General features: G+C 59.6%; 15 protein-coding genes and 1 pseudogene. 2 read left to right on the top strand and 14 right to left on the bottom strand.

Annotated features, from left to right (window positions below; all coding sequences use genetic code 11):
* Nucleotides 1–58: 58 nt before the first annotated feature.
* Nucleotides 59–451, top strand: a pseudogene (locus tag GYH34_RS21860) (PTS sugar transporter subunit IIA); the annotation flags it as partial.
* Nucleotides 452–2204: 1753 nt separating this feature from the next.
* Here GYH34_RS21860 and GYH34_RS01725 read toward each other — a convergent pair.
* The 5 genes from GYH34_RS01725 to GYH34_RS01705 all read right to left on the bottom strand — a co-directional run bounded on the left by GYH34_RS01725 (nt 2205) and on the right by GYH34_RS01705 (nt 6346).
* Nucleotides 2205–3347, bottom strand: a complete 1143-nt coding sequence (locus tag GYH34_RS01725) for a site-specific integrase (RefSeq protein WP_161912091.1) — start codon at nt 3345–3347, stop codon at nt 2205–2207.
* A gap of 5 nt (nt 3348–3352) precedes the next feature.
* On the bottom strand, nt 3353–3700 hold the full coding sequence (locus tag GYH34_RS01720) for a helix-turn-helix domain-containing protein (RefSeq protein WP_161912090.1): 348 nt from the start codon (nt 3698–3700) through the stop codon (nt 3353–3355).
* A 65-nt stretch (nt 3701–3765) separates the two neighbouring features.
* A complete protein-coding gene (locus GYH34_RS01715) occupies nt 3766–4011 on the bottom strand; it encodes a hypothetical protein (RefSeq protein WP_161912089.1) in 246 nt (81 codons plus the stop codon).
* A complete protein-coding gene (locus GYH34_RS01710) occupies nt 4008–6011 on the bottom strand; it encodes an AAA family ATPase (protein ID WP_161912088.1) in 2004 nt (667 codons plus the stop codon). Before GYH34_RS01710 ends, GYH34_RS01715 begins: the two co-directional genes overlap by 4 nt.
* On the bottom strand, nt 6008–6346 hold the full coding sequence (locus GYH34_RS01705) for a DUF6634 family protein (RefSeq protein ID WP_161912087.1): 339 nt from the start codon (nt 6344–6346) through the stop codon (nt 6008–6010). Before GYH34_RS01705 ends, GYH34_RS01710 begins: the two co-directional genes overlap by 4 nt.
* A gap of 620 nt (nt 6347–6966) precedes the next feature.
* Between GYH34_RS01705 and GYH34_RS01700 the strand changes: the two genes are divergently transcribed.
* On the top strand, nt 6967–8124 hold the full coding sequence (locus tag GYH34_RS01700) for a S8 family serine peptidase (RefSeq protein ID WP_161912086.1): 1158 nt from the start codon (nt 6967–6969) through the stop codon (nt 8122–8124).
* Nucleotides 8125–8146: 22 nt separating this feature from the next.
* On the opposite strand, the gene GYH34_RS01695 is transcribed toward GYH34_RS01700, so the two are convergent.
* The 9 genes from GYH34_RS01695 to GYH34_RS01655 form a co-directional block, all read right to left on the bottom strand.
* Nucleotides 8147–10663 (bottom strand): S8 family peptidase, encoded by a 2517-nt coding sequence (locus GYH34_RS01695; protein ID WP_161912085.1) that lies wholly within the window; start codon nt 10661–10663, stop codon nt 8147–8149.
* 30 nt (nt 10664–10693) lie between these two features.
* Nucleotides 10694–11674 (bottom strand): ATP-binding protein, encoded by a 981-nt coding sequence (locus GYH34_RS01690; protein ID WP_161912084.1) that lies wholly within the window; start codon nt 11672–11674, stop codon nt 10694–10696.
* A 541-nt stretch (nt 11675–12215) separates the two neighbouring features.
* The gene (locus tag GYH34_RS01685) at nt 12216–13058 is read right to left on the bottom strand and encodes a hypothetical protein (RefSeq protein ID WP_244635223.1); all 843 of its coding nucleotides are present in this window, start codon (nt 13056–13058) and stop codon (nt 12216–12218) included.
* Between the two features lie 25 nt (nt 13059–13083).
* Nucleotides 13084–14073 carry an HNH endonuclease signature motif containing protein gene (locus tag GYH34_RS01680; RefSeq protein ID WP_161912083.1) on the bottom strand — a complete coding sequence of 330 codons (990 nt, stop codon included), beginning with the start codon at nt 14071–14073 and terminating at the stop codon, nt 13084–13086.
* A gap of 162 nt (nt 14074–14235) precedes the next feature.
* The gene (locus GYH34_RS01675; protein WP_161912082.1) at nt 14236–15204 is read right to left on the bottom strand and encodes a hypothetical protein; all 969 of its coding nucleotides are present in this window, start codon (nt 15202–15204) and stop codon (nt 14236–14238) included.
* Nucleotides 15185–19186 (bottom strand): hypothetical protein, encoded by a 4002-nt coding sequence (locus GYH34_RS01670; protein WP_161912081.1) that lies wholly within the window; start codon nt 19184–19186, stop codon nt 15185–15187. The genes GYH34_RS01675 and GYH34_RS01670 overlap by 20 nt, the downstream gene beginning before the upstream one ends.
* Nucleotides 19187–19312: 126 nt before the next feature.
* The gene (locus GYH34_RS01665) at nt 19313–19912 is read right to left on the bottom strand and encodes a GNAT family N-acetyltransferase (RefSeq protein WP_161912080.1); all 600 of its coding nucleotides are present in this window, start codon (nt 19910–19912) and stop codon (nt 19313–19315) included.
* Nucleotides 19913–20793: 881 nt separating this feature from the next.
* Nucleotides 20794–21885 carry a serine/threonine-protein kinase gene (locus tag GYH34_RS01660; RefSeq protein ID WP_161912079.1) on the bottom strand — a complete coding sequence of 364 codons (1092 nt, stop codon included), beginning with the start codon at nt 21883–21885 and terminating at the stop codon, nt 20794–20796.
* The gene (locus GYH34_RS01655; protein WP_161912078.1) at nt 21882–22298 is read right to left on the bottom strand and encodes a DUF3010 family protein; all 417 of its coding nucleotides are present in this window, start codon (nt 22296–22298) and stop codon (nt 21882–21884) included. Before GYH34_RS01655 ends, GYH34_RS01660 begins: the two co-directional genes overlap by 4 nt.
* Nucleotides 22299–22394: the final 96 nt, after the last annotated feature.

Raw genomic sequence — 22394 nt, 5'->3', positions numbered from 1 at the left:
AGCTTAACTCGCCGTGTCGCCTGCAAATGCGGGACTGAGGTGCATAGCGGGGCGTTCCGTGATCGGGATCGTATTGGTGAGCCACGGGCCAATCGCGGCGTCGATGCTCTCGGCCTTGGAATTTATCGTCGGTCCTCAGCAGAACATCGCGACAGTCTGCATCAATCCAGAAGACGACATGGAAGTCCGCCAAAGGGAAATTAACGCCTGCATCGCCGAGGTGGACGCGGGCACGGGCGTGATCGTTTTCACCGACATGTTTGGCGGAACTCCATCCAATTTGGCCCTCTTAGCGATGACGAGAGCCGGAATTGAAGTCGTCGCCGGCTTCAACCTGCCGATGTTGATCAAGGCTTGCGCCGCCAGGGACGGGATGGAACTCCCTGACTTCGTCGCTGCGGTGGAAGAGGCCGGGCGCCGGTACATCCATGTGGCGTCAAGAATCATGGCCGAGACCGGGGAAAAGGCTAAGGATGACGCGACGAGTCGATTGGATGATCTGCGTGAAAAAGCTGTCGATCTGCTGGAAAAATCGCGCCGTGATCTTCTGACGATCGAATCGCTGGTGGATATGATTGCCGGGCGGGGGGCAGCCGTTCCGGGCATGGGCCACAACAATCCTCCAGATCGCGCGGTCATCGACCCCGAATTGTTGAACGAGGGTGTCGCTGCGACGGAGATCCTCGAGGAGGAACTGAAGGCCGAGAAGCCCCGACGGAGAATCGTCGAGCTTTGCTATTCCGTGCTGAAGCGGGTCAGGGACGGGATCGTGGCGTTGGTCAAATGGCTCGCGCGCAAGGCGGACAAATTCCTCGACGCCCTCATCGATTCCACCGCGAAGGCCGCCGGCGCCGCCGGGGCAGCGTTCGTCGGCGCCGAGGCGGCATTGGGCCGGCTCGGCTCGGACTTCGACAGCCTTATCGGCCTCATCGGGCGATTGTTGCACACGTTGCCGTAATCGCTGGCCAAACGTGCCCGCTCCACCAAGATTCGCGGCGTCAATTCCATTCCGCCTCGCGATCGCGGACGCCTCCCGCGGCTGTAAATTTTCGGTTACCGACGTCGACGCCCGCATCGAAGAATCGCCATCACATATCTTCGTTCACGTCCGCAAAATAGCGGACATTTTAACCATGAAATCAGTATATTAGGCGCACAGCACGGAAATCCAACGGGGGTAAACACGGCGGAATTACGGCGGGAGAAATTTTCTTTTTTTGGATTCCAATTGTCACGCTTAAGCTATCGGGACGAAAAATGACCCCCATGATCGTCGATTTTGACCCCGTGCCGCGCTGAACGGAGGCTCAATTTGACGGCCGGCGACGCGAATCAGGCCGAGGCTGCGAATGATTCGGAGGGCGAATCGGAGCGCTCGGGTGCCTCCGCGACGGCCATCGGCGCGCCGGAGCGCGGTCTCGTCGGCGAAGATCGCCGGCCCATTTCCGGCGCGCAGGGAAGCGGGACGTGCCACCCAATCGCGAAAGGCCGAAAAGGCAGGACCGGGGTCCAAGAGACGCGCTGGGGTAGCTGGCCGCCGGTCAGCCCAGCGGGCACCGCGCGCGCTGGCCGCCGTTGCGGCGGGCGGCTTGGAGAACGCCTCGCGACCCTATCGCTGGTCGAGCTTCCCGTGTATGATCCAAAACATTGTGGGCGACGCATGAAGCGCCCCTGATGCCGGTCGAACCCGCCGAGCGGGCGGTGCCGCAAAAACTCCCGACCCTGCTCCCGACACACGCCCATTTTGTTTGCGAACCCCAAGGAAACCGGGGCGTTCGGCGTTACAAACCAACGTTTGGGGTTCTTTCGTGATCGCACTCGTAAATCATTGGACAATCGAAGAATACCAATAAATTCAAGGACTCGTTTCGGCCCAATTTGGCCTCAGCGAACCCCATTCGATCCATGTTGGCGCACAGGCTCCCGACGGGTTCCCGACGCGAAAACCTCGGAAGCCGCTCCCACAACTCCCACCCAGCCATCGTCGCAGCGAGCGGCGGTCCCCGCTCGGCACGGAGTTAGATCGACGGTCGAGGTTCGAATGCGGCGGGGGATAGCGTCATGCGCGTTTGCGCGACCATTCAGATCAGATGAGCGAGACGAGAGCACATCACGAAGGGCGGCGACCGCGACCAAACAAAAAGGGCGGGGAAGAAGAGCCTCGCCCTTCTTCCCCGCCCTTTTTACGCCGTCTGTCGGACGGCCTACCCGGCGCGTGCGCCTTGACGGCGTGCGCGGATCTTCTTTTCCATTTTCTCGACCGCGAGCATGGCCGCGAGCTCGTCTTTCGCTTCCAGGTGGGTATAGCGCTCGGTATCCTTTATATTCTTGTGCTTGAGGAGCTTTTGCACGGCCCGCAGATCGTGGGTCGCGATCAGCGTGCGGGTGGCCCCCGTGTGCCGGCAGTCGTGAACCCGTCCTGAAATCCCCTCCTTCCGGCAGGCGTTGCGGAAATGCCGATAGAAGACGTCTCCCTTTACTGGGAATCTCGACCCAGCCTCCATCCATCCGAGCTTAGCGAAGTGTCGCCTCTCGGGGACCAGATAGGTGAAAACGTAGACCGGATGATTTCCCCGTCTCTCCTCGATGATGGCGCGAATGTCCGGGGTCATCGGAATAACCTCGGGGTCGCCGCCTTTGACGCGGAGGTAAAGAACTCCGGTCTCGAGATTCACGTCCTCCCATTTCAGCTCGACCAGGTTCTGGCGCCGCAGCGCGGTGCGGATCAAGGCGTGAACGATCGCTTGGTCCTCGGTGCAGAGATGCTTGCAGATGCGATCCTGCTCCTCGAGCGTATAGACGCGGGTCTTCGGTTTCGGGATCTTGAGGAGCACCTTTCCCAGTTTAGAATACCGCTTCGGAACGTCCCACGTCTCGCAGGCATAATTCAGCATCCCGTCGAGCGCACGAAGCATCTCATTGACCGTCCCACGAGACACGACACCTTGCGTCGGCATGTCCCATCGGAAATCATTCAGCCGCTTGTCCCGAAGCTGGATCATGACAGTTCTGTTGATCTGCGACAGCATGATGTCGCCGCCCAGTTTGGTCTCGATGTTTTGCAAGTCCCCTATACGCTTCCGGCTGCCGCTCAGATGTTTCAGGTGTTGATCGATGTAGTCCGAGATCGCCTGGGACAAGGTGCGATCGCCCTTGACCGTCGCGTCCGACTGCGGCGGAGGGCGGCGATACGCCTCAACTTCGACACGCTGGACGAACGTCTCGGCCTCGCGCTTGTCGGTGCAGCCGGTCGAGCCGTAGAAGCGCATGCCATTGAGGCGAAAGTCGAAATGGTAGACCTTCGAGTTCTTACGGCGGTAAAGGCCGCATTTGTTCCGCTTGGACATTTTCGTCATCCCTTCGTCGACTTGCGCTTGGGCGCGTGGCTCACACGCACGGACGCCATCCAATCCGGGCGGGAAAGGCGCGTGTAACGCGTCTCGTCCTGTCGTTTTTGGAGGAAGGCCTCCAGATCGGAGACCGCGAACATTCTGCGCGGCCTCGTCTCCCCGCCTTTCACCACGAACGTGATCTCTCCGCGTTTGCATTTGCGGCGGAGCGTCTTGACGCCCATACGCAGCATCTGAGCGGCCTCGGTCATCGTGATCACGATCTCTCCTTTCATCTTTCGAACAAGCGCCTGCCTCGCCGGATCGACGGGTGCGCTGGTGTCAACGAAGGTCGTGCTGTCGGCGATCATCTGCAAACTCCTGTTTTTAACCATGTCCAAAAGCCGCCACATTGTGAGCGACGCTGATTCGCCGCTTATCGGTCGATGTCGACGCGGCTCGTTTTCTTTCGTCGTCCCGCGACCGGAAAAGGAATCACGCGGGAATCCTTCCGATCGCCGTTGGCGGACACCCCCGCCCTGCGTTCCGCCTCCTCGAGGATGGCGGCGGCGATTCCGTTGAGCGCGCCCTTCACGGCGGCGCGGTAGATCCGTGATCCGAGACGCTCGCGAACCGTCCACAGACGCGCGACGACGTCGTCGAGAAGATCGCCGTCCCTCATGAATTCCTCCCGCGAATCTTCGGTCCGCGAACCTTGGGGCCGCGAACCTTCGGGCCGGGCTTGGCGTCCTTCGCCCCGCTCTTCGGGCCGCCGCTGCGGACCGGCGGCGGCGCCAGCAGGACGGCGACGTCGTCCCCGGTCAGGAACCGTCTCGTCAGCAGCGCGTCGGCGATGCGCTCGACGTCGGCGCGGCGCCGGCGGATCAGGTCGAGCGCGCGGGCGTGGAGCCTGGCGAGATCGGCCTCCACGGCGGCGCGCAGCCCGTGGTCGAAGGTCAGCGTCGCCGCCGGGTCGGAGCGATGCAGCAGCGTGTCGCCCAGCCCGTGGGCGCCGAGACCGTCGGCCAGCGCGCGCGTCGCCATCGCGAGATCGATGACGGCGCCCGTGGACGCGGCGCCGAGGACGATCTCCTCGGCGGAACGTCCCGCGAGCAGGATCACGACGCCGGCGTCGAGATCGGCGCGCGTCGGGAACATCGAGGGACGCCCGGCGGCGCGGGTCTCCCCGCCGGAGTCGCCGCGCGCGACGATCGACGTCGAGGCGATGGTCAGCCCGGCGTCGCGATAGGCGACGCAATGCCCGGCCTCATGGACGGCGGCGACGCGCCGGTCGGCGGGCGAGCGATGATCGGGCGGCGCCACGACGCGCAGCAGGTCGTCGAGCCCGGCGTCGCGGCGCGCGTCGCGGGCGGCGTGGAGGACGTCGCGCGCCCAATGCGCCGCATGGGCCGGCGTCGCGCTGGGCCCGGCGAGGCGGATCGTCGCGACGAGATCGGCGTCCGAGACGCCCGAAAGCGCGTCGCCGAGCCGCCAGCGCAGGATCCGCGCGAGCGTGTCCGCTCCGGGCGGAGCGACGTCGATGCGCGTCAGCCGGCCCGGCCTGACGGCGGCGGCGTCGACCGCGTCGGCGAAATTCGAGGCGGCGACCACGATCACGCCGGCGTGATCCTCGAGCAGGGTCAGCACCAGGGTGACGATCGGCGTCCAGAAGTCGCGGCCGCGCCGGTCCATCGACGCCCGGTCGGGACAGGCCGCCTCGAACTCGTCGAGGCAAAGGATGCTGGCGCCTTTGGTGGCGGCGGCCCGCGCCGCGTCGCAGACGTCCTGCATCGCTCTGGCGATCGTGCCGAGATGGCCGGCGTCGCCGCTGCGGGCGAACATGCGTCCGCAGGAATCGACGATCAGCGGGACGTCGAGCGCCTTCGCGAGAGCGGCGGCGAAGGTCGTCTTTCCCGCGCCGGGCGGGCCGGCGAGCAGCACGCCCGGCGTCCGCACGTCGCGCCAGCGGATTCGACCGGCGCGATAGTCGGCGACGCCCGACGCGATGTCCTGCGCCAACCGGCGCAGATCGGCGGGCAGGCAGTCGATCGGCGGCGCGTCGTCGGCGCCGGCGACGGTCGCCGTCTTCCCGGCGTCGGCGATCCGCACCAGATTGGCGACGACGTCGCGCGCCGCCGCGCCCGGGCGGAAGCAGGCCACGATCTCATGGAAGCCGAGCGTCGAGACGTCGGGAAGCGCGTCGGGAACGCGTCCGCTCGCATACTTCCGCAGCAGCGACCGCAGGATCTTGGCGCCGGGCGCGCGGACGTGGACATGCGCGTCGGCGACGGCGACCAGCGTCGACGGCAGGAACTGCGGCGGATCCTGCGAGACGCCGATGACGGAACGCCCGCCCGCGAGATCCGCCGCGACGCCGTCGTTGCCGTGCGCGGGATCGTGGTCGCGGCGGGCAGAGCCGTCCCGCGACACGCAGACGATCTTCTGCGGATCCTTGCGGACGGCGCGCGCCAGCGGGCCGCACCAGTCGGCGCCAGGCGCTTGGACGATGATGGCCACCGTGGCGCCGCGACGGATGCGCCGGCGCAGATCCGCCGGCAGGGCCGCCCCGAGGCACGCCCCCGCGAGCGCGTCGGCGACGCTGCCGGGCGCGGGCGTATCGTCGTCGGGACGGTCGAAGAGGTCGTCGTCGTCGTTTCCTTGGAGGTCCGAGAGCTTGCTCATTGGTCCCTCCCGCGCGCCGCGCCGCCGGGACGACCGAGGCGATAGAAGCGGCCCGCCGTGCGCGCCCAGCCGGCGGCGGCGTCGAGCGCGAACAGGTCCGAGGTGATGATCCGCGGGCGGTCGCCCATCACGGGATGGCCGAAAACCGAGCCGGCCAGCGCGGGGAGCATGCGCGCCGCGACGACCCAATTGTCGAGCAGCGGCGCGTCGGCGAGATCGGCGTCGGTAGGGCAGCCGTCGGCGTGAAGGCGCGCGAGATCGTCGGCCAGCGTGCGCGTCCGCGCGGCCAGCACGTCGATGTCGGCGTCGAAGAAGATGGTGGAGGTCTTGGACATTGGAAAAAGCTCCGTCGTTCGCGCGGGCGGGGCGCCGGCGCGGTGAATCGCTGTTCGAAGGGGGGAAGGCCCGGCGGACGGGGAGCGCGCTCAGGCGCGCGTCGCGCCGGGCCGGCGTTCGAATGCGGCGCGACAGGCGCCGGCGATCAGGACGGAGAGGGGGAAGAACGAACTCATGGGAAGACACTCACACGCGGGGCGTCCTCCAGCGCGCCTAATGTCGGCGGGCTCCGCGGAGGACGAACGGAGCCGAGCGGCCGCCTTTCGGCAGCCGTTCTTCGGCTTCGCGTTCGACGCGTATCGTGGGGTTCGTGCTCATGGCGGGGAAACTAGAACAGTCCGTGAACGGAGTCGAGTCGGGTTTAGGAAAATTTTTGAGGTGTTGCGAAATGTGGACGACGATCAGGTTCCGAGGCGTCGTGTAAGGAAACTCGGGCCCCGCAGAACTCGTATGGAATCCGCTTGCGAAAACAGAACGCTCCTGCGACGGTAAAAGTGATGGCTTAGTGCAGTGTGCAGCATGAGGTTTTATAAGCCGATTCCACTCACATTAGGCTTCCTGATTCGGCAGGAAGTTCAAAGTTGGCGCACGAAATTCTCTATCGAAAAGGGCCGTTCGCATGGCAAAGTATTTTATCTTGGAGCGGAAAAAGGAAACGAATCGGAATTCGCTTCGCCCTGCGTCGGCTGACAACGAAACGATTGAAACGCGTGTTTTGGATTTGGACGATAAATCTGCGGTGGAGGTCTCAAGAGACCAGAAGACCATGGCTATGGCGCGTAGCATGCCTATTCGTCTTATTGGGCCCACTTCTACCCAGGGCGAGAAGAACGGACAGGGGAATTGGGGGGTCGCCGCAGTCAAGGCAGATACAAGTCCGTTCACAGGCGATGGCGTCATCATGGCGGTGCTAGATACGGGCATCGACTCGAAGCATAAAGCCTTCGCGGGCGTCGACATCAACGAGAGAGACTTCACCGGCGAGGGGAACGGTGACAATGATGGTCACGGAACTCATTGTGCCGGTGTAATTTTCGGACGCGATTGCCCCGATAGGATCGGAGTCGCGCGAGGCGTCAGCAAAGCTTTTGTCGGAAAGGTAATCGGAAACAACGGTGGCGACAGTTCCGAGCAGCTATTCAATGCGCTTACATGGGCTATGGAATCAAAAGCTCATATCATCTCCATGTCGCTGGGTTTCGATTTTCCTGGGATGGTTGATGGATACCGTAGTGACGGATGGCCCGACGACATTGCGGTTTCGAAAGTCCTCAACATATATCGCAACAACCTTCGGATGTTCGATTCGATCTTGAACATGTTTCGATCGAGGGGTGCATTCGGGACTTCTCCTTTAATAGTGGCTGCGGCAGGAAACGAGAGTCGGCGCGCCATAAATGCAGAATACAAAGTCGGCGCGAGTCTGCCGGCGGCGGCAGACGGTGTCGTTTCGGTTGCGGCAATTGGGCAGGACGGATCCTCCTACTCTGTCGCGGATTTCTCGAACTCTGACGCAACGCTATGCGCACCTGGAGTACGAATTACATCGGCACTTTCCGGCGGTGGATACGAGACCCACAGCGGAACGAGCATGGCTTGTCCCCACGTTGCTGGAGTTGCTGCCCTATGGTGGGAGAAACTGCGTAAACAAGGTTTGAATCCTACAGCCGATGTCGTTCGATCTCACCTTCTGAGTAATGTTCGTCGAGATATGTTCGGGAGCGCATTTGACGTGAACGATTTTGGTCAAGGTCTCGTAACTGCTCCGCTTGAGTGATGAGGCGACGGCTGAAAATGGTTTAGCGCCGCGATTTGCTGACCACCGGCGAGGTCGTCTCGATCCTCTCCAACGCCGTCAAGGATTCATTGCGGGTTCGCGCCAACTTTATGGCGGCGGAGCGAGTTTGACTATAGATGTCAACCGTGTTTTCCGGCGTCTGAATACTAATAATGAGACTGAAGCGCGCCGACACATCTGCGTAATTTAAGTTTTGCTGGTCTGCCCACCAGCCCCCTTTAGGAAATACGCGAATTCCACCCTGTCTTGCGAGTTCTCGAGCCTGCCCGCACCATCGGTCATGATGTATTGAGCCGCGCTGTCGAAGCTTCGATCCTAGCTGCCAGCCGCGCTCGGTCCGGGTCGGGACGGGCGGCTGGCCGGCGGACGAAAAAGCACGATTTGACCGCCTTACCGCGTCGATATGGGTATCATCTGGACCTTTCAGATCGAAGCCGAACCGATGCGATGGATATTTTCGAAGGTTTTGCATCGATCCAGCCCTCACGTCAGGTTCGATGAAATATGAAAGAGTTACCCTCAGCTCTACGTCGACTTTCCCGAGATCAGCCAAGGCGGCGACAGGCCAAGGAAGCTCATAGTATGAAAGATTATTTGTACGAATTTCTCCGCTGCGCACCGTAAGGGGCGCCATTTCGTCTTGTATGATCATTGTCAGATGATCGGAAGCACTCCGATTGGCGTTCTTTTCGTCGGGAACACCCCATCCGAACATCGCTAATAGGGTTTCGATCCGTTCTTGGTTTTCCAGATGCGCGACTCGCGCAAGCATGGAATCCGTCCAATCCGTGGAATGGACTATGAGTCCGCGTATCGTCTCGGGCCAAAGGTTCGGATTGGCCGCCATCAAGCGCCCTGCCATTCCCGAAACGGCGGCCGTTGCCGCGCTAGTCTCCATGAGAGTTCCAAAAAGACCACTCCCCTTATGTGTCGTCAGGACACCAAGCTCTGGCAGCGACTCAACATCATCGCTACCCGGAGTGATTCCACAGTTTCCTGCTTCGTAGACGACATCTGGCTTGATGGAAGAACGCTTTTGGGACCAGGAGAGACTAGTGCGCGCGGTGGGAGCAAGGTCACCGTGCTTGACAAGCAATCCGCCACCGTGGGGATGCTCCGAAACGAAAGTGCAACCTCCTATCGTAAGCGCGTTCAGAGCTTGTCCTGGAGACGGAATTCCTGATTGTTCGTTACGCGTTGGGTACCCAGAGGCCTTGAGCGGGTCGTCCAGCACGTTCCCTGCGGCCACGCAAAACAGGCGTGGACTTGCATTCTGTCCCCAAGCGAGTTGGTCAACGGATGCTGAAAAACTCGTTGGGGCGCCGTCGGCGCTGCAATCGTAATCGGCAGCCGCTAAACAGAACACCCTTCTCTTCGCTTCCTCAGCGGCCTCCACCATCGCCACGGCGGACGCGACCACTCCAGCGGCCTCGGTTGAATACTTGGGCCCGCTCCTCGGTCTCAAGACTGTCACCGACTCCAAGGCGACAGGCAACCGTCCGACAGTTCCTCCAGCCAACACTGCCTTCAAGTTCGGATAGAGAGCTATTCCCGCGACGTTTGTGCCGTGACTACACCATCCATCGGCGCCCCAAGCGTCGTTCAGAGTGCGGCATCGTTCGGGAGGCAGAGCTGGAGCCAACAAGGGATGGGCGTCGTGAACTCCAGAATCGAGAATGCAGATGCGCGGTGCATCGTCGGCTGGAGGTTCGATTCCTTCTTTTACCTTATTCGAAAGCTTGAATGCGGTGGAATTATTAAGATTCAGCACTTCCAAGACGAGGCTTGAACAAGGTCGAAGCTCCAAAATAGCGCCCGTAACGAGCGCCAGCCTTTCAATGCTGTCTGAAGTCGAATGAATTCTCATGATCGACACGCCGGGAAAATCGATCTGACCGAAACTACATCGTAACTGAAGATTTCGTGCGAAGCTCCTTATGATCTGTGTGGAATCTGGGCGGATCCAGATTTCCCATTCGGCTTCCTCGCCCGCTCGAGGGCGCGTCTCGGGATCCCCGAACCAAAGATCCTCGACAGACGTAGCCGTCAGATCGGCCGCACTTTCAAAGAACCAGAATCCATCGGGTGGCCGACTACCATTGTTGGGCTTGCCCTTCGCATAAGAGCCGTAACGTTCGAGTCTTTTAAAAACGGTGTCCAGCTTTTCTTCTGGCAAATAAACAATACCACGCTGGCGTTGCCCTTCGTCTCGCAGCGACAAAAGCTCGATGGGGCCGCCAGATTTCTGGATTGGATCGATTCTCAATCCAATCTTACTGCGCGACTTTGCCGTCAACTGAAGCCCATGACGTTCAGGGGATTTCACCCCGAGATTCTTCAGATTTTCACCTTTGGCATCGAGGGCTCGTTCGATCGAGTCACGCAGACGTGCCGCATGACGGGCGCGCATGGGCACTGTTGGCGGCTTGGGTGGCTTTGGTCCTCCACCAATTGGCGTGAAGGGGATGCTGTAAGCCTTGAGATCAAGAAGAAGGTGAGGATAGATCGTCTTTGCCATGAATCTGAATTCGCATATCGCCGATTTTTGTCAACGGGGGTGTCGACGATTTTCCTTGAGCGAGCCGATCAATATCTGCGTATTGATCTTGCCGTCGTGGTCGAGCACAGCATCTCTGGCGGCATCGTTGCTCGCGGCGACAAGGTCGGCATGACTCAGACCTCGGGAGTGTTCCAAAACCAATTCCCAGTCGATCTCGACGAGATCGAACGCGTAGATCGCGTTCTCGATGATGGGACGAACAAGCTCGTCTTCTGGGAGGGCATATTCGATCGTTGCCTGAAATCTCCTAAAAAAGGCCTTGTCCAGAAGCTCTGGATGGTTGGTCGCAGCGAAGATCAAACTCGTGCTCTTGTCCTCGTCCAGAAACTGAAGGAATGAGTTCAATATTCTTCGCGCTTCACCGACGTCGTTGTCGGCGCCTCGACTGGTAGCCAAAGCGTCAACCTCGTCGAAGAAATAAACGCCTCGGCGTTCGGTCATGGCCTCGAACACCAATCTCAGCTTTGCCGCAGTCTCTCCCATGAACTTGGTGATTAAACCGTCCAGCAACACCGTGAAAAGAGGCAGCCCGAGCTCACCCGCGATCGCTGCTGCGCTCATGGTCTTGCCTGTTCCGGGCGGACCCGTCAGTAGGAATTTTCGACGCGGCTCTAGCGATCGCTCGATCAATTTGCCTCTCTGGCGCTGCTCCTTCACGACTTTCGTCAATCGATTGAGCAGAACCTCACTGAGAACCATGCGAGACAGACGCGTATCCGGCATCGCCAAGGACATGATCCCGATAAGATCTCCTCGCGGGCGATGCAGGGGTATCGGATCTCTGGATTTCTGAATTACTCCTTGTCGTCCGCGCGCCTCCACAAGCAGAGCTTTCAACTCAGATGCGGCCTTCGCTTGTCCGCGCCGCACCGCCTCGTCGGCAGCTTTATCCGCCAAGTCCATGAACCGTTCATCGTCTCCACGGGCGTAGCTACGAACCAGTGCGATGATCTGCTGAACCGTTGCCATCGGCTTGTCCTTAGCTCTTACCGGGACCGTTGTCGGTATTGACCATCTTGTCAACATCCGACCCATCCACACGTTGCATAAGTTGCATAAACTGCATCACTAACTCAAGCTTCTGATCGCTCATTTTCTTGACCGCCGCCACGACCTCATCCCGCCTTCGTCTCGACGAGGCTCCGTAGACGTAAGCACGGATTCTTTCCTCTTTCGCGGGCCTGAGACCTATTCTCCCACTCAATTGTCTATTTAGCGTTGAGGCATTCCAGCCCAAATCCTTGGCCGCCGCTCGAAGGGAAATGCTCGAATCCTTCATATGGCTTCGGAGATCCGACATCAGTTTGGCCTGCGATAATGTTTGCAACGGTTGGCTCATGTTGCATACTATGCAACATCCGTTAGCCTAAAGCAAGAAGGGGGCACTGCGGCAGGACCGGCCCCAAAGCAACCGACGTTCATGCGGATACCGTCCTGAACGACGTCAATGTGCGCATCGGAATGATCTGGGCATAATCGACCGTGAAACAATGCAAATCCGGCTATAGCGTCACCGCCGGCACAGATGCAGCTTCCCCACATTCGCCTCGAAAACCGCCCGTGCGAATCCGGGCGGCGTGACGCTGCGAAGATTTCCCCGGTCTGGGGTCTCGGGCATGTGGTTGATGAACTTCGGACGTCCGACGGGGATCGGCCTCTTTTGCGGGAAGCGGAAGCCGCCGCCCGTCCATATGCACGTCCTTTTCGGATAATCGTCGGCCTCGCCGCCGTCGTAGCCGCCGAATTCGTTCGGATGGAACGAGAAGTCCGGGCGCCGCCAATAGCTGCCGAGGGTGCTGACGGGGTTCTCGATCATCCACGGCGCGCCGCTCCATTCGCAGATGCGCCGGCAGGCCTCGACGATCTCGATCGCTTCGGTCAGGCCGCCCATTCCCTTCTCCTTGAACCATCGCGCCCCGCTGACCGCGAGATGCGTGCAGGGCGGCGCGGCGAACACGATCGCGTAGCGGCGCGGCGGCGGCAGCCACGCCCGGACATCGGCGCCGATCCATGTGAGGCCGTCGCGCGCGTGCCCGCCATCGGGATGCTGGAGGTCGACGCAGAAGCATTCGAAGCCTGCGTCGGCCCAAGGGCGCGCCATGTTGCCGGTGCGGTCGCAGAGCGAGAGGACCGCGCCTCGGTCGGCGATCATCAGCCGGGCGATCTTCGTCGCCCAAGGCGGGACATCGTCGGCGGAGACCCACCGCGACACCGTCTCCCTGGTCACCCCGAGGGAGCGCGCCATCGGCGCCTTCCAGCGCGCCCCGAACAGGACGAGGCCGGCGCGGACGAAGGGATCGGATTTTTGGACCGTGATGCAGGGATCACGGTCTCTCTCGGCGATGGCGTCCATATGAGGCCCATTCCGTGAGGAAATGTCACGGTCGATGGGCGCGAGGTTGCCGTAGGGGGCTTGCGCGGGAATGGCGCGGAGAACAATGTGCTTGGCGCTCAAAGAGGTCCCGATGAAACGCCATATATTTCTCTTGTTTGGCCGAGAATGGACGAACCGGCATCGCAGCCGGATCCGGCATGCCCAGCGATTCAATCACGGCCTTTGAAATTCGCGGCGACACGACGGGACGACCATCTGGATCAAATGTCAGATAGTATCGATCGAACATCACGTCATAGGTCGGCGTCAGAAGCAGCCCGTTGTTCCCGTCCAGCCGCTCCTTCGCGTTTTCGCAGAGACTCCAGGCCTTTATGTGACTTGCACGCAGCAGAGCGGGGTCTGTGACGCCGGTTATCCTGCATGCGTTTTCCACCAGATAGAGATTGTTCTTATAGAGTCCCTGCCCGATGCGGGCACTTGTGACGGCACTTCTTTCGGTTTTCGTGAGACCCCTGCTGTCTTCCGGGTCCATGGTCTTCAAGAGATCGGCGATGGACAACGTCAGAAAAGACGCTGCTTCCTCGATGAAACGTTCAGGCGTCGCGTGGAAGCAATAAAAACCGAAATAATTTTCATCGCCGTAGGCTTCTAATACCGGCGCCAAGTCACTGGGACGCTCGACGGTCTCCTTGAATCCCATTAGGCCTTCCGAAAGCCATCTTGTGTCGCCTATCGAATATTGGGGGGCCGTTTGATGTCCGGCTGCCTCGAGGATCGGCGCGAAGGCGTCCGCTCTCGCCGCCTCGACCCCTGCCCAGAGCGTTCGCCGAGGAGCCTGCCAAGAAAGATCAAAGTAGACACAAAAATAGAGTCGCTTGATTTTCGCAACTTGGATACCCCAGCCATCGGTTTCGACTTCAAACGGGGATATTTGCCGATCGATATATTTCGAGATCGCAGGAAGTGAGGCGAGACGAGTTAACACGCGCTTCGCCACGGAAATCAGCAAATCCTTGTCATCTATATTTGACATACAAGCTCTCTCTTAAACAGCATAACCTACATATAACTCAAATTGACGACGACGTCACTGGCTTTCCTGATCTGTCAAACGGCCTGTGCCGACCAAACTATATCAACTCGCGGAAAAGAGTCAGCCTCTACGACATGCGATATCGAACACTGGGGCGGGAGGTCAGAAGTGATAGGCCACAGCCGCTGCTGCCATCGTGTGGAAGCGTTCGTAGGCGGCGATGGCGGCCTCCTTGAAGCCGGCGTCGTCCGCGACCGAAAGGAAGGCCTTGGTCTCGGGAGGAATCGGTCGCCAGCCGAGATCGTCGAGCCATCGAAATTCATCGGTGCAGGCGCCGAGAGGAAGGACGACGGCTGTCGGGAAGGCGCGCTCCTCGCCGTGTCGGGCGGCGTCGAGCAATGCGGAGACAATCTCGATATTGGCTTCGATCTCCGCCTCGATCTCGGACGGCTTGCCGCCCAAGGCCCGCGCGATTCCGCCGAGGAGATCGCGGCTCCTGTCCGGGCCAGAAGAGATCATCGAGGCGTTGCCAGTCCCCGCCCGTCGGGCGCCGGTGATGACGCCGTCGAAGCGACCGCCGAGATCCCACCAATCCCAGCGACCGAGCGGGTTGAGCCATCTTCCATAGCCGCCGGCGCGCGCGTCGCGCTCCTTCCAACGGGTGAAACGCCAAGCGAAGGCGTCGAAGTCGGGTTCGACGTCTGCGAGGCGTCCCGACCAGGTGCGCGTTCCTGCGGCGTCCAGAAATCTCAGAACGGCTTCGGAGTCGAGATCGTGCACATGCTCGAGGTCGCCGCCGCGAATGCTCAGTCCGTTTCCGGCTTCGAATTCCAGCGGCGTCGTGTGAAGGAGGCGCAGCGCGCCGGTCACATCGTCGAATTCGAGCTTTTCCTGCGGGAAGACGTCGGCGCCGCCGCGCTTGAACGGCGCGAGCGTCTCATCGAGCGCGCCTTGCAGGGAGGCGAATTCGATAGGGATTATTACGTAGGCGAGTCCGTACATGATCCCTCGATTTAGCGCGCGGCCATCCACCATTCTGCGACGACCGCCTGCGTCTCCGACCAGAACCAGCGTTTGCCGGCGCCCTTCATCGTTGCGCGAAAATAGCTGACTACACCTTCCCTGACACATCGATGACGATCACTTCCAATCGACGGCTCATCTCGCCTGGCAGAGCGTCGCGTAGCATACGCTCCATTTCCTCGGCTGTTTCCGGCCTCGGCGCGCAGTTTGGCGGACACGGGATATCGCGCGGGCGTTTCTCTCCGAACCAGAACACGACATAGATGCCGTATCCCTTCGCTTCGGGGTCATGGGCATAAAATCGGTCGAGCTGTTCCGTCGCCGCCGTCCAAACCTCGGCATGATAATCGCGCTTCAGCTCGCAGAGGATCTTGCGCCTTGGCATCGCCACGGAAATGTCTGCGCGCTTGTCATGCGCCATGTGGCCTTCGGGTTCGACGGTGATGCCAACCGGCGACAAGCGCGGCCTTAAAAGATCGATTAGCGAATCCCGACAATCCTCCTCGGGACGAGGCTCAGTCGGCTTTGAATGAGAATTGACGTTCCAAAACTTCTTGAAGGGATCCGTGTTTTCGTGAGCGATGACGTCAGAAAGATCGTGGAGTTGATCAACGAGCAGGGCATGGAGATCCGAGACAGTGGCAGGCGCACGATTATCCAACGCCGCCACGGTTCGAGACCAATCTGGCCGGTCGTATTCATTGTCTAGCCGGCGTCGCTGCTGATTTTCCAGCGCATGAAGGATATGGTCCTTGTAGGACGCGAGCTGCTCATCGCGGCTGAGCCGCTGAAGGGCTTCGGTTGCCGATGGACCCGGCGAAGCCGAGATCATTTCGATCAGCGTTACGAAATGCTCGGACGCGTCCCATGGACTCGCATTTCCGCTCAATGTAACTCCGGTTGGGCATCGCGTATATTCGAACGTCATTCCAGTCAGCTTGGCCATGAACTCGATCGTCGACAACGGGATTTGAGCTCCATGACTCCGACGGGCAGCACCCATTTTGTCGCGCAGATCGAATATGATCTTTTTCCGCTCGATCACTCGTTGCCTAATTTCGTTCGCGAACCGACACGGTTCGATCACACAGGCTGTCGCCAGCCAGAGGTCACTCTGCCGTTCACCGACAGCTTTGACGCCGGCGATGATGGGTTCGGCGAGTTCCATAAACTCAGAAATGGCCGACGCAGGCAGGGAAATGACGCCGTCCAGAAGATTGTCGAGATTGGAGGGGTCAGCGTCGGGGAATTCTCGAAGCAGATCGAGAACGATCTGCGGGCGAAACGGTTCGAAGGCCGGTTCGTGCAGCAGATCGCGCAATCCATCCACCACTGATTCACCCCGTGAGAAGCGAAGTTGCACGATGGCGAAATAGGCATCCTTAACCAGTTCGGGACGACTTTCGATCAACGACCGACGCCAAGAACCGATAGCTTGATGGGATTCGCTCTCTTCTTCCCCTTTTGAAACCGAATTTGCGATATCGAAAGCGAGCATGGCTTTGAGAAAGTCGTCCTTGAAGTTCCCGAGTTCCTGTCCTGCGGCCCAACGTTCACCGAGCCCAGCGACGATCGCATACCACCACGGCTGGTAACGGTGATCCCCAATATAGCTCATCACTTCACGAAACATGGGGAGATCGTCTCGCGATAGCGTTGCGGAAAGCACGTCGATCGCGAGGTCTACGCGCTCCTCACCAAGAAAGTTACAAATCCGTTCCCGAGGAGAAGCGTTTCGATCGACGTCATCGTAGCCTGTAAAGTAGACCTCGCCTATCAATCCAAGCCATCCAAAGTGCTTCCCCTCGCGGATTAGCTGGATATTTGCATCAAAGTCTTGACGACATTTGACTACATCTTCGTAGTCCTGATTCAGCCTTCCCAAGAGATGCTCAAAATGGCGATCGGGAAGGTTCGTGAAGACAAGAGAGTCGCGCGCAATGCGAAGCGGCTCTTCATTGTCGGCGCGTCGATAAATCCGCTCGAAAGTGGCGGGTGTCTCAATGTAGAATGACAGTGAAATGGCGAACTCGTAAAGGCGCAGCCGGCGACTGCCTTCTATTTCGGCGTCGTCAATGACGCGCTCTGCGATTTCGATCAGAGTCTCTTGGTTCAATGCCGAAAGAGTGGCCTCTTGAAATTTATGGAAACGAATTCCAAAACTCTCCAGCGGAACGCTGCACAGGAAATCTTCGGCGAGTTCGCGCAGTCGTTCGGGCGTGGCATGCATCGCCGCGCGAAGGTCACGCGCGCGGCCTTTATCGAGTCCGCCCCTGAGCGCCACGCGCTTATGCAGCCATCGCGTGACGCGAGCGGGTTCCAATGAAGTCGAATTCGGCCACGCGCGCACCAGAAGGCGCGCGTAGAACGGGCCAACTCCAGTACCGGGTTCAAGCCTCTTGTTCTCTAGCGATTCTATTCCGTCGAGTATGGCTGAAAGATCCCGTTCGTGAATGACGTCGGCGAGATCCCAAAGAATCGACGTGCCGAGGGAGTTTCGGACGTGATAGGAGGCATTGATCAGAGCGATCACGTCGTCAACGCCGTAGGGCTCCCCGTAGAACGACTGGATTATCGCCGCCCGGATCCATAGCTCGTCCGCAGTGTCCGAAGTCTGCACGGCGTAGACGCTGCGAATGGCCGCTTTTCCCGTATCGCCGAAGCGCATGAGCGCCAAAAGGGCATTGCGCCGCTCGGGCAACGACGACTCTCGGCTTGCGAGAACCGCCCCGAGATCGGGCAGCATTTCCGGCAATGGCGCCCCGCGCATGAGCGCTTCGATCACGATGGACCGCAGATGATATCCCGCGTTTGGATCGTTCAGAATGCCACGCAGTTCATCGATCATGTCCCGACGCGCCAGTGCGCCTATCGACGGCGACGGCCAATTTCCAGATCGGAACCATGGATCGGCTTTCGAAAGCTTGTCGAGAGCGAGGATTAGAGCCTTGCAGGATGATCTCGATAACGAGGCCGCATCGCCATAGGTCAGGATCCCGTATGGGTCGGCTGCGATTAGCTCCTTCGCATATTCCTCGGGCAGATGCACAGCGAGCCATGCGTGAAGGCCTCTCAATTCGGACGCAGGCTTCCTGTCGATTCCGAGCAAAGCCAAAACCCGCCCCAACGGCAATCCGTCGCGCACGCGGGACGCAATGAACTCGGCAGCGAGAAATTCGGCGGTCGTGCGATGCGAGTAATCGACCGTTTGGTGAGCGTGGCCAGCAACGAAAATACGGCGTCGGAGCGCGGCTTGGACCTTGTCGAGAGAAAACAAAATGAAGGAGCGATAGCTTGGAATATCCAACGTCCCTTCGAGATTCGCCAAGCTGACGGCCTCCACGTCGCTGATCAGCCGTGCCGCGCAAATCGCACCAGCCACGTCGCGCAATTCTGCGGCCGAAAATTCTCCTCCACTAGATCGGGTGTGCTCAGAGTTGAACTCGCCGAGCATTTCTTTCGTCGCGAGATCGAGCAGTTGCAGGCGTGTGGCGGGCCATGATCCGCCTTGCGTGGCGTCCCAGAGCATAATGAGATTTTGTGGATTCTGGAGAAATTCGTCGAGACCACGTTCCTTTGCATTGAAAGTGAAATGCCTCGCCGTGCTATCGTCTATTCTATTCTTGGTGGTCAGCACCTCGACCTGTTCGTGCTCGTTCAAGCATTCGAGGTGAAGCACGCGTGCGCCGCCATGCTGATCGAAAAAAGGCTTCATTGCTTCTAGATCGCTTTCGCCGAGCCAATCGACAGCGCGACAGGAGATCCTTACCTTCGACGGGGCCATCTCAAACAGCTTTTTGACCACATCGTCGACAATGTCTCGACCGTCCTTGCTGCCGGCTCGGCGCTCGTCCAGCGCGTCGATGAACAGCACCCGTCCTCGAAATCGGGAGGCCGGGATGTTCAAAAAGTTGCGAACCGTGGTGTATTGCGCGTCTTCGCGCGCCGCCGCCTCACGGAAAAGATGCGTCTTCCCGGCACCGGGATCGCCAAGCAATACGATGTTCGGGCAATCGACGAACTCCGAAAAAACTCGAGGCTCGTTTTCCTCGGACTTGTCGTAGGGAATCTGTCGAACTACACGCGTCATCGGGAATTCCACCGATTCGGAATTCTGGACGATCGCCGCTGTGGTTGCTTTCTGTCAATGCTGCTACTGGCACGGCTCCTGTTCACCATCGATCTAGGATCGGCGCGCCTCGGCCTACGCGGGCCGCTACAGGCGCGCGGCGCGAGCTTCTGCTGGAATCTCCCATTGGATCGATGCGGCGGGTAGATCCGAGATATCCGAGATTTCGCCGGCTTGCAGGGGCATCGCGAAGGGGATCGATCTGCCGAACTCGCCATCGGGAAGCATCGCGCCGCCGCTGATGCTGCGGAAGCCCAGCTCCTCCAGTCGGCGTCGACGCTGGACTCCAGAGGCGGGGTTCCACGCGATGAGCATCGTTCGGCATCCGAGGCGTTTCGCCACTTCGATCCGGGCATTGTCCAGCAGCAAGGAAATGTGCCGATTGCGGTGGGAGGGATGAACAACGAGACGAAACATGCAGCCGTAGGGCCCATGCGCGGCCATGAGGGCGGACGGAAAGAGATGCCGATCGGGCGTGTCGGCCAAGACGCGATGGATGCACAGCCGCGCCGCCGCGACTAGGCTGCCGCCGTCCCTGACGAGGAAATGCATCGCGTGCCCGTCATGGCCGTCGTCGAGCGTCGACAGGTCGGCCAGCCGGTCGCGCCAGCAGAGGCGCCGCAATTCGTCGACGGCCTTCCAGTCCGCGCACCCCTTCGATCCGGGCGCGAGTTCGCCTGTGATCATGATCGCGTCCCCGCGAACTTTGCGTTGGCGATCGCGCGCAGATGGGGCGGGGAAGGCCGGCGGCAAGGTCGCTCGGGGCGAGGAATTCGATTGCGTCGGAACCTTCCGGGCGAGCACGCGGAAGCAGAGCACTTTCGTCGAGCCGACGCTGGCCAGCGGCGCCCTCAGTCGTCGCCGAGCCGAAGCGGCAGCGGCTGCTGACCACTCCGCCTTGGCCGATCGAATCTGATTCCACCAATGGCTTTCTGGCGCGGTGGCTCTCCTCGGGCTTTGCGGCGGATTCGCGGACGGGGCGGATATTTGACGACTGCTTAGATCTTGCGACCGGCCTCACACCTCGACGACGAACCCCTCCCTGAAATCCCCATTATCGACCGCGCCGCCCCTCGTCCTCGGGCCGTTGCCCTTGGGGTTGCAGACCACGCGGGTGGCGCCGATTGGATAGTCCGACGACGCATGGCAATGCCCGTGGACCCAGAGGTCGGGGTGTCCCCGCTCGATCGTTTCCGACAGGTCCGAGGCGAACCTCTGCGCAGCGACAATTAAGTTGGCCGGTTCTCCGACAATTAGACTGGCCGGTTAGAGCGGCGCTCGCCGACGGCGGCGTATGCCGCGCCTTCTTCTGGAGGGCTTCAGCCATCGGGCATCGAGGGTGGTATCGCGGCTCGGTCAACCAACGATCCGAGCGCGATGCCGAACCCCCATGTGACCGACCGCCATGTGATGCGCCCGCTCTCGTCGGCGGACCAAGGTCGTGTCGAAATCGCAGGAAATGGTGGACTTATCGCTGCGCCTCTACCACCATCTGCACGACAATCTGGAAGCCCTCGCCGAAAAACTATCGGCCTCCAAGGTATCTTCAGTTAGGACTCTCGAGATTTTTATCCACATGCCTTTGCTTCGATCTCCTTCACGATGGAAGGCAAATCAGTTCCCGATAATGTGTTGTCCGTCCGCCAAGATGCGCTTCCCCTGCGCTTACCCACTTCGAGCGTGTTGACGGAAATTCGATACTCAGTGGGTGACGCCTTCAGAACAAGTTGCCCGGCGTCAGTCATTGACCAGTCCGTAATGTTCGGACGATTCTGAGCGAGAAAGCCAAGAAAGTCAGCGGCGGATAAGAATCGGCGGGCGGGATCGGGGCTGGTGGCTTTTCGTACAGCTTTGATAAGCGCTGGAGATGCCCAGCAATTGACCGATGAAATGTCGATCAATTTCCCCTTCGCTATTATTTGCTTTATGTTGTTATCAGCATAGATGGTATTATCTGGAAAACTGAGTTTATCATATTCTTTGCGCTGCCGTGGGCTGAGAAAATCTGTTTCTAATACGGGTAGCTTTCCTCCGAGCAGTTGATATAAAACCAGACCGGCTTGGTAAATGTCACCCGCAAACCCATAGGTGTCGGACACGATTGATTCAGGGGGGCGGTAAAGAACTGCATGCCGTGAAGCCTTCACATGAGAGTGTCCTTCGGGTAACGGGACGAGAGATCCAAAGTCCCCCACTATCGCGTGGCCTTCATGCAGGTACACATTGCCGGGCTTGATGTCACGATGGACATACCTCTGTGAGTGCAGATAGGTTAGTGCGTCAAGGATGTCAGCGCATATCCTATATGCCTCTAAATTTCCGGTGGATTTGGATTTCAGATGTGAATCGAGGCTCCCTTCGGAACAGTAGGGCGTGACAAAGAATGCCCAGGACTCGTCAGCGACCCCGGCGTCGAGTACCTTGAGCAAGTTTTGTGAGTTGAAGTTAGTTAGAGCTTGAGGCTCGAGGTGGTAGCGCTCCTCTCCTTCCCAATTATAAAATTTCACGACGCATTCGGTGCCGAGAAGTGTATTTTTACAGATGAATACGTAGCCATTTCCCCCTTCGGTGTTCTGGGAGGTAAAATTGTAACGGTCGCTCAAGCTGGAGAGCGTTTTTGTGATGGGCTCGGGCAATCCTGCATCAATCTCAAAGGTCATTTGTCGGACTTCACCAACGTCGCGGACGCTGTCAAATATGCACCGTGTTGATATTTATACAAACTCTCGGGCGCTGTCAGTGTGTGCCTGCGAACTTGCGATGCTATTGTGGTCGGCATCATGATCATGACGTCGCATTCTTCGAGCGACTGGACCAGCGCTTCAATCTTGAAGCCGACGGCGCCGCCGGCAAATTTTCCGTTTGTGTTCCGGCCTTTCAGGGAAATACGCCGCACGTCGTGGCTCCGAATAAAACCGGCCAGCGCCCGTCGAAAACCTCTCACAGTTTCTTGGTCGTCACCCGCTAATTGGATTTTGGTGCAGGCATTCTCGACAATGGAGAAAGTTCCATCCTCGTTCTTATCGACGCTTACCAGAACCAGATCACGGCTTTGAATGTCGGCTCCGCACACGCTCACATTTGCCTCGCATAATGGGTTAGGTCAAACAACGCTATGACGAATCGCATTGTAATTCTTGGACCCGCAATCTGCCAAGTGAGCGGGCAA

The sequence above is a fragment of the Methylosinus sp. C49 genome, assembly GCF_009936375.1.
Classification (GTDB): domain Bacteria; phylum Pseudomonadota; class Alphaproteobacteria; order Rhizobiales; family Beijerinckiaceae; genus Methylosinus.
The sequence above is the reverse complement of the archived record's forward strand: the minus strand, read 5'-3'. Positions and strand labels throughout refer to the sequence as shown.

Excerpts from the sequence above, each read along its gene's own strand:
- GYH34_RS01720 (WP_161912090.1), bottom strand. The coding sequence starts at position 3,700 with ATGATCGCCGACAGCACGACCTTCGTTGACACCAGCGCACCCGTCGAT.
- GYH34_RS01670 (WP_161912081.1), bottom strand. The coding sequence starts at position 19,186 with ATGACGCGTGTAGTTCGACAGATTCCCTACGACAAGTCCGAGGAAAAC.
- GYH34_RS01715 (WP_161912089.1), bottom strand. The coding sequence starts at position 4,011 with ATGAGGGACGGCGATCTTCTCGACGACGTCGTCGCGCGTCTGTGGACG.
- GYH34_RS01660 (WP_161912079.1), bottom strand. The coding sequence starts at position 21,885 with ATGACCTTTGAGATTGATGCAGGATTGCCCGAGCCCATCACAAAAACG.
- GYH34_RS01725 (WP_161912091.1), bottom strand. The coding sequence starts at position 3,347 with ATGTCCAAGCGGAACAAATGCGGCCTTTACCGCCGTAAGAACTCGAAG.
- GYH34_RS01700 (WP_161912086.1), top strand. The coding sequence starts at position 6,967 with ATGGCAAAGTATTTTATCTTGGAGCGGAAAAAGGAAACGAATCGGAAT.
- GYH34_RS01690 (WP_161912084.1), bottom strand. The coding sequence starts at position 11,674 with ATGGCAACGGTTCAGCAGATCATCGCACTGGTTCGTAGCTACGCCCGT.
- GYH34_RS01675 (WP_161912082.1), bottom strand. The coding sequence starts at position 15,204 with ATGTGTCAGGGAAGGTGTAGTCAGCTATTTTCGCGCAACGATGAAGGG.
- GYH34_RS01680 (WP_161912083.1), bottom strand. The coding sequence starts at position 14,073 with ATGTCAAATATAGATGACAAGGATTTGCTGATTTCCGTGGCGAAGCGC.
- GYH34_RS01685 (WP_244635223.1), bottom strand. The coding sequence starts at position 13,058 with ATGGACGCCATCGCCGAGAGAGACCGTGATCCCTGCATCACGGTCCAA.
- GYH34_RS01695 (WP_161912085.1), bottom strand. The coding sequence starts at position 10,663 with ATGGCAAAGACGATCTATCCTCACCTTCTTCTTGATCTCAAGGCTTAC.
- GYH34_RS01710 (WP_161912088.1), bottom strand. The coding sequence starts at position 6,011 with ATGAGCAAGCTCTCGGACCTCCAAGGAAACGACGACGACGACCTCTTC.
- GYH34_RS01665 (WP_161912080.1), bottom strand. The coding sequence starts at position 19,912 with ATGATCACAGGCGAACTCGCGCCCGGATCGAAGGGGTGCGCGGACTGG.
- GYH34_RS01705 (WP_161912087.1), bottom strand. The coding sequence starts at position 6,346 with ATGTCCAAGACCTCCACCATCTTCTTCGACGCCGACATCGACGTGCTG.